This window comes from Arthrobacter sp. HMWF013 (assembly GCF_003061105.1).
GTDB lineage: Bacteria > Actinomycetota > Actinomycetes > Actinomycetales > Micrococcaceae > Arthrobacter.
The window spans coordinates 1-6,901 of sequence record NZ_QAIQ01000207.1 but is presented as its reverse complement, the minus strand read 5'-3'; the positions used below and the strand labels follow the sequence as shown (position 1 = coordinate 6,901).

The 6,901-nt window shown below is 65.3% G+C and carries 6 protein-coding genes; 3 read left to right on the top strand and 3 right to left on the bottom strand.

The window, feature by feature from the left end; translation table 11 throughout:
* The 3 genes from DBR22_RS08850 to DBR22_RS08840 all read right to left on the bottom strand — a co-directional run.
* A partial coding sequence (locus DBR22_RS08850; RefSeq protein ID WP_308810194.1) for a biotin/lipoyl-containing protein occupies window positions 1–263 on the bottom strand: 263 nt, incomplete at its 3' end.
* Window positions 264–389: 126 nt separating this feature from the next.
* Window positions 390–1,772: a dihydrolipoyl dehydrogenase gene (gene lpdA / locus DBR22_RS08845; RefSeq protein ID WP_108598711.1), complete on the bottom strand. Its 1,383-nt coding sequence runs from the start codon at window positions 1,770–1,772 to the stop codon at window positions 390–392.
* Between the two features lie 194 nt (window positions 1,773–1,966).
* Complete coding sequence (locus DBR22_RS08840; RefSeq protein ID WP_108598710.1) at window positions 1,967–3,484, bottom strand: leucyl aminopeptidase; 1,518 nt, start codon at window positions 3,482–3,484, stop codon at window positions 1,967–1,969.
* 262 nt (window positions 3,485–3,746) lie between these two features.
* Here DBR22_RS08840 and DBR22_RS08835 point away from each other — a divergent pair, with 262 nt between their 5' ends.
* From DBR22_RS08835 to DBR22_RS08825, 3 genes are all read left to right on the top strand, one after another.
* Window positions 3,747–4,685 (top strand): proteasome assembly chaperone family protein, encoded by a 939-nt coding sequence (locus DBR22_RS08835; RefSeq protein ID WP_108598709.1) that lies wholly within the window; start codon window positions 3,747–3,749, stop codon window positions 4,683–4,685.
* Between the two features lie 83 nt (window positions 4,686–4,768).
* Window positions 4,769–6,112, top strand: coding sequence for an MFS transporter (locus DBR22_RS08830; protein ID WP_108598708.1), 1,344 nt, complete (start codon window positions 4,769–4,771; stop codon window positions 6,110–6,112).
* A gap of 123 nt (window positions 6,113–6,235) precedes the next feature.
* The coding region (locus tag DBR22_RS08825) for a DUF4192 family protein (protein WP_146187440.1) at window positions 6,236–6,901 on the top strand (666 nt) is incomplete at its 3' end.

The window sequence follows — 6,901 nt, the reverse complement described above, 5'->3', positions numbered from 1 at the left end:
GCCTCGGGGGCAGCGCCTCCGCCGGAGCCATCGCCAATACGGACCAGGGGAGCGCCTACCTCGGCGGTCTCGTCCTCGGCAACGAGGATTTCTTCGATGATGCCGGCTATCGGAGAGGGGATTTCGGTGTCTACTTTGTCGGTGGAAACCTCGAGCAGCGGCTCGTCCACCTCTACCCGGTCACCTACCTGCTTGAGCCAGCGGGTGACGGTTCCTTCGGTGACACTCTCACCGAGGGCGGGCAAGTTAACGGATTCAGACATGTCGTCCCCGTTCTCCTTATTGATCTTGTGCGGATGGTTGCTGCCTTGGTTTTGAGCTTAGTGCACCCGGCAATTCGGGCCGGGCGCACTAAGCCCAGGGTCTTGCTGTGGTGCGGGCGGGGCGTTTCAGCCGTGCAGGGCCTTGCCTGCCAACGCCAGGTGTGCTTCGCCGAGGGCCTCGTTCTGGGTCGGGTGAGCGTGCAGCAACTGGGCCACGTCCTCCGGGTAGGCTTCCCAGTTCACGATCAGCTGGGCTTCACCGATCTGCTCGCCCATGCGGGAGCCGATCATGTGGACGCCTACTACGGGGCCGTCCTTCTGGCGGACCAGCTTGACCAGACCGCCGGTGCCGAGGATGGAGCTCTTGCCGTTGCCGGCGAGGTTGTACTCCTGGATCTCCACCTGGTCCTCGCCGAACTTCTCCTTGGCACCCTTTTCGGTGTAGCCCACGGTGGCGATTTCGGGTTCGGAGTAGGTGACCTTGGGGATGTTGACGTCCTCGACGATGACCGGCTTCAGGCCGGCGATCTCTTCGGCGACAAAAATGCCCTGCTGGTAGCCACGGTGGGCCAGCTGGACGCCCGGGACGATGTCGCCCACGGCGTAGACGTTGCCGACACCGGTGTGCAGGCGCTCGTTGGTGATGACGAAGCCGCGGTCGATGGTGACGCCGGCTTCTTCGTAGCCAAGGTTGGCGGTGACCGGTCCGCGGCCCACGGCCACGAGGAGAAGGTCCGCTTCGAAGGTCTTGCCATCGACAAGGGTGACCTTGACGCCGTCGTCGTTCTGTTCGACACCCTGGAAGAAGACGCCGGTGGAGAACTTGATGCCGCGCTTCTTGAACGCACGCTCGAAGTTCTTGATGATCGCGGCGTCCTCGTTGGGGACGAGCGAGGGCAGGCCCTCAACAATGGTGACGTCCACGCCGAAGGACTTCCAGACGGACGCGAACTCGACGCCGATGACGCCGCCGCCGAGGATGATGGCGCTCTTGGGGATGTAGTCCATGGTCAGCGCTTCGTCGGAAGTGATGACCTTGCCGCCGATTTCAAGGCCCGGCAGGGTGCGGGAGTAGGAACCCGTGGCGAGGACGATGTTCTTGGCCTTGTAGGCTGTCCCGTTCACTACGACAGTGTCGGTGCCCTGAAGCTTGCCTTCACCCTCGATGACGGTGATGCCCTTGGACTTGATCAGGCCCTGCAGGCCCTTGAACTTGCCGGCGATGATGCCGTCTTTGTAGGCGTTGACAGCGGTGATGTCGATGCTGTCCAGGGTGACGTTCACGCCGTATTTGGCGGAGTCACGGGCGTGATCGGCCAGTTCTGCCGAGTGGAGCAGAGCCTTGGTGGGGATACAGCCGTTGTGGAGGCAGGTGCCGCCCAGCTTGCCCTTCTCCACCAGGCCCACGGTGAGGCCGAGCTGTACGGCCCGCAGGGCGGCAGCGTATCCGCCGCTGCCGCCACCGAGTACCAGGATGTCGAATTCTTGCGCAGTTGCCTGATCGGCCACTTAGACGCTCCCTCGCGTGAATGATGACGCGAGAGTACGCATCATCTGGTCTTGGAACTTGTACTGCCGTGATTATGCCAGCAGGCAGGTTCTCTTGCATTTGTGACTACCGTTGTTCACCTTAGCGAACCACTTATCCATGCTCCACCTTGCCACCGCGTTTGTGGAGCGCTTGTGTCCAGTGTCACGCGGCTTTAGCCCAGGAGGTCCTCCACGTAGGCCACCAGGGTCCGGACTGTGCAGCCGGTGCCCTGTTTGTGGGTGTAGCCGTAAGGGCTCCCGTTGTTGAAGGACGGACCCGCGATGTCGATGTGGGCCCAGGGGATCTGTTCCCCGTCCTTGCCCTTGCCCACGAACTCACGCAGGAAAACAGCGGCGGTCATCATGCCGCCGTGCCGTTCCCCGATGTTGGCCAGGTCCGCAACCTGGGAATCGATGCTCGGACGCAGTTCCTCCGGCAGCGGCATTGGCCACACGAGTTCGCCCGCGCGGTCGGCGGCGGCCTTCAGCGGACCGGTGACGCTGTCCGAGCCCATCACTCCGGCGGTCCGGTTGCCCAGGGCAATGAGCTGGGCTCCGGTGAGCGTGGCGACGTCGATGATGGCGTCCGGGTATTCCCGGCTGGCAGCGACGATTCCGTCAGCCATGACCAATCGGCCTTCGGCATCAGTGTTCAGCACTTCAACGGTCTTTCCGCCGAACATGGTCAGGACGTCGGCGGGCCGTGACGCGGCGCCGCCGGGCATGTTTTCGGCAATGCAGAGCCACGCCGTGGCCTTGACCGGCAGGCCCAGCCCGGCGATGGCCAACACAGTGTTAAGGACGACGGCGGCGCCGGCCATGTCGCTCTTCATGTCTCCCATGCCCAGTGCCGGCTTGAGGGAGATGCCACCGGTGTCGAACGTGATGCCCTTGCCCACGAGGGCGATCTTCGAAGCCGCCTTGGCGGGGGAGTATTCCACCTTGACCAGGCGCGGCTGCCGGGATGAGCCCTTGCCCACGCCCATGATTCCGCCGAAGCCTTCTTTTTCGAGGCGCTTCTCGTCCCAGACGGTCACCTTGACAGGGAGTCCCTTGGACAGTTCCTTCGCAGCCTCGGCAAATGACTCCGGGTAAAGGTGGCTGGGCGGCTGGTTGACGAGGGAGCGCGTAGCGTTCACGGCCTTGCCGATCAGGGCCGCCCGGGTCAGCGCTGTGCGCAGTTCCGGGCTGTCCGCAACCGCGGTGTGGATCACTGCGCTGCGGACAGGGTCCTTCTGCCCGTCGGTTGAGGACCGGTACTCGGTAAAGGAATAGGCGCCGAGGGCGGCACCCTCGGCGACGGCCGCGACGTCGGAGGTTCCCGCCGTCGGGAGCGCGAGAACAACGGTGGTCAACCCTGCCAGCTGGCGGACAGCCGAACCGGCGGCGCGCCTGAGCGCCTCGGCGGTCAGCGACCGGTCAGCGGAGACTTTACCCACACCTGCAAGGACAAGGACGCCCGCGCCGGTTTCCGGGTGGCCGGGAAGCCGGACAACCTGGTCCGCAGCGCCGGTGACGCCAAGGGCTTTGAGGGAATCGGCCAGGACGCCGGCGGACTTCGCGGTCAGCGGGTTGTTGAGAAGGACCGGGCCGTCAGTGCCCTGTCCCACGCCGATGACAACAGCATCGCTGGGGGTTCCCCTCAGGTCCTTGGTGAGGGTACTAAGGTTGATTTCAGCATTCTTGACCACGGGTAAGTCCTCAATTCTCGAAAAGGCTGTTCGCGCTGGTGGATGTCAGGCGCATGGCCAGGGAAGTTCGGCGGCCGTCCGATCGGAACCCGGCCGGGGTGCCGGCAAAGCCCGTCCTGAAGGCCATTGTCGATCGTAGCCGTTGTGGGCCCCGGCCGCCGTATTTACGGAGACCTGCGCCACATCCGGGCTTCGCGGAATGCCCGGGTGCCCGGCTGTGTTGTAGAAGATATCCACCCGAACCCCTCGAAAGGAAGACGCCGTGCTTGAACGGATTTCCGGCTCCCTGCTGGACCCCGATGCGCTCTATGCGAGCAACATCGAACTGTTCCACAGCCCGGCACTCCGCGGGCTGAACCTGGTGATGGGCTTTACCGGCTTCGCCGACGCCGGCCACGTGGTCAAGCAGATTAACGCGGAGCTGCTGGACACCCTTAACGCCGAGACGGTGGCAGTTTTCGACGCCGACCAACTCATCGACTACCGCTCCCGCAGGCCGCACGTATCTTTCGTGGAAGACCACCTGCAGGACTACCGGGAGCCGAAGCTGGCGCTGTACAAACTCACGGACGGCCTCGGCAGCCCGTTCCTCCTGCTGGCCGGCTTTGAGCCCGACCTTCAATGGGAGCGCTTTGCCCGCGCGGTGGTCGGCATCGTCGAGAAGCTGGACGTGAACCTTGTTGCCTGGATCCATTCCATCCCCATGCCGGTACCCCACACACGCCCCGTAGGCGTGACCGTCCACGGCAACCGTCCGGAACTGATCGAGGGGATTTCCGTTTGGAAGCCCACCGTGGAAGTACCCGCTGCGGTGGGACACATCCTGGAGCTGCGGCTTATGGAAGCCGGACGGAACGTTGCCGGCTACGTGATCCACGTGCCCCACTACCTCGCGGAGGCGGAGTACCCCACAGCTGCCGTCGCCGGACTTGAGTTCCTTGGGGCGGCCACCTCGCTGATGTTGCCAACGGACCGGCTGCGCGAAGCGGGCAGGGAAGTGGGCCGGCAGATTGCCGAGCAGATCGAAGCTTCCGAGGACGTGCAGCAGGTGGTGGCCCGCCTGGAGGCGCGGTACGACGAAAAGGCCGAGGGCACGGTCCGGCGCTCACTGCTGGCTGACGAAAACGACGAACTGCCCAACGGTGACGAGCTCGGCGCCGCCGTCGAGGCTTACCTGGCACGGGAGAACCCCGGCACGTAATCCATTGCCCACGGGTCTGCCGGCGGCGTCCGCCTGGCAGACCCCTGGAGTGCTCTGTGCAGTACCCCGGGCATAATGAGGGAGTGACTGCACCCCGCGCCTGGCTCATCTGGACCATCGGAATCTTCGCGTATCTGGTTGCCGTTTCCCAGCGCACGTCATTCGGGGTGGTGGGACTTGAAGCCACCGAACGCTTCCACGCCGGAGCGTCGGCCATCTCGTTCTTTACGGTCCTTCAGCTGCTGGTCTATGCGGCACTGCAGATTCCCGTTGGCCTCCTGGTGGACAGATTCGGTTCGCGGGCGATGATCGCCGGCGGGGCCATCCTGATGGGGCTCGGGCAGTTGCAGCTGGCCTTCGCGGACAGCATCCCCGGGGGTGTGGCAGGGCGCGTCCTGGTAGGCGCCGGGGACGCCATGACCTTCATCTCCGTCATCCGCCTTATTCCGTTGTGGTTTGCTCCGGCGCGGGTACCTTTGGTCACGCAGCTCACCGGCATGTCCGGGCAGCTGGGGCAGCTCATCAGCGTGGTCCCCTTTGCGTTTGTGCTGCACTCTTTCGGCTGGACGCCCGGCTTCCTGATGCTGGCGGGCATGTCCGGACTGGCCGTGGTCCTCGTGGTGGTGCTGCTCCAGGACCACCCGCCCGGAGCAGCCGTCCCCCGCGCGCAACAGGGGCTCAAAGCCACCGGGGCTACACTCGCCCGCGCCTGGCGGCAGCCGGGAACCCGGCTGGGGATGTGGAGCCACTTCACCATCCAGTTCAGCGGCACTGTGTTCGCCATGACCTGGGGTTATCCCTTCCTGATCTCGGGGCAGGGCCTGGACGCCCCCACGGTGGCCGGCCTCATGTCGCTGTACGTAGCGGCGGCGATGGCGGTTGGCCCCTTTTTCGGTCGGTTCGGTTCCCGCCACCCGCTTCGCCGCTCCACCATGGTGCTGCTCATCGCCGGATCCACGGCCGCCGCCTGGGCCGCGGTGCTGCTGACGCCCGGCCGCGCCCCGCTGTGGCTGCTGGCCTGCCTCGTGGTGGTCCTGGCTATCGGTGGCCCGGGCTCGATGATCGGCTTTGATTTCGCCCGGACCTTCAATCCGGCGCACAGGATCGGCACCGCTACGGGAATTGTGAATGTGGGCGGTTTCATCGCGGCCCTCGTGGCCATCTTCCTGATCGGGCTCGTCCTGGACGTCCTGCTGGCCAGCGGCTATTCCCACGGCGTGCTCTACGGCCTGGACCCGTTCCGGATTGCCCTCAGCGTCCAGTTCCTGCTCCTGGGGTTCGGCGCGGCCATGATGCTCGCCTGCCGCCGCAAGGTCCGGCGCCAGATGGCGGCCCAGGGCGTTGTGGTGGCACCTCTCCTGCAGGCCATGGCGCAGCAGCGGCGCGCGAGCCTGGCCCAACGGCGCCGCCGGGACAGCCCGGACTAAGAGCCACCGGCACAGCCCGGGCTAAGACCGGCACTTGTCCTCCACAACAGGCTGTTTTGGCTGATTGTTCACATAGGAAAGCCCGTTCTTCAGACCGGCCACGGCTGGGCCAAAGCTGGAGTCATGACACCTCCAGAACACCTGACCGTCCGGGGCCCTGAAGACATCCTCGGATTCATTCCGCATTCCCTTGGGTACTGGCCGGCGGACAGCCTCGTGGCCATGACCATGCAGGGGAAGCGCCTGGGCGCAACCCTGAGGCTCGATTTGCCAGGTCCGGAAACGCTTGCCGACCCCAAAGATTACGCCCGTACAGTGCGCGACTACCTCCTGGCGGATCAGCGTGCCGACGCCGCCCTCCTGGCTTTCTTCACCAACGACGGCTGGATGGACCCACCTGGAACGTACAGCGGTCTCCTGGGTGCGCTGGAGAACGTCCTGGACTCTGCGGGCTTGACCGTTCGGGACGCGTGGTACGTCGGGGACGCTTACTGGCGTGACGCCCACTGCGCCGGCCAGGACTGCTGCCCGTCTCCGGGCCGTCCGGTCCAGGCGATCCTTGACAGCATGCTCAACGCGGAAATGGTCTACCGCGGCAGCAGTGTGGGTCCAGCGCCTGCGGTGGGTGCCCGCCCCCGGTTCCCGGTCTCTGACGCGGAGCGTGATGTCATCCTGGCCTCGGAAGCAGCGTGGGCGGCGCAGCTGGACCGCCGCCGGGGGAGCAGGGAACAGTTCTGCCGGCTGATGGTCCACTGGGAAGCCCTGCTGGCCAACCCGCCGGCGGAACCG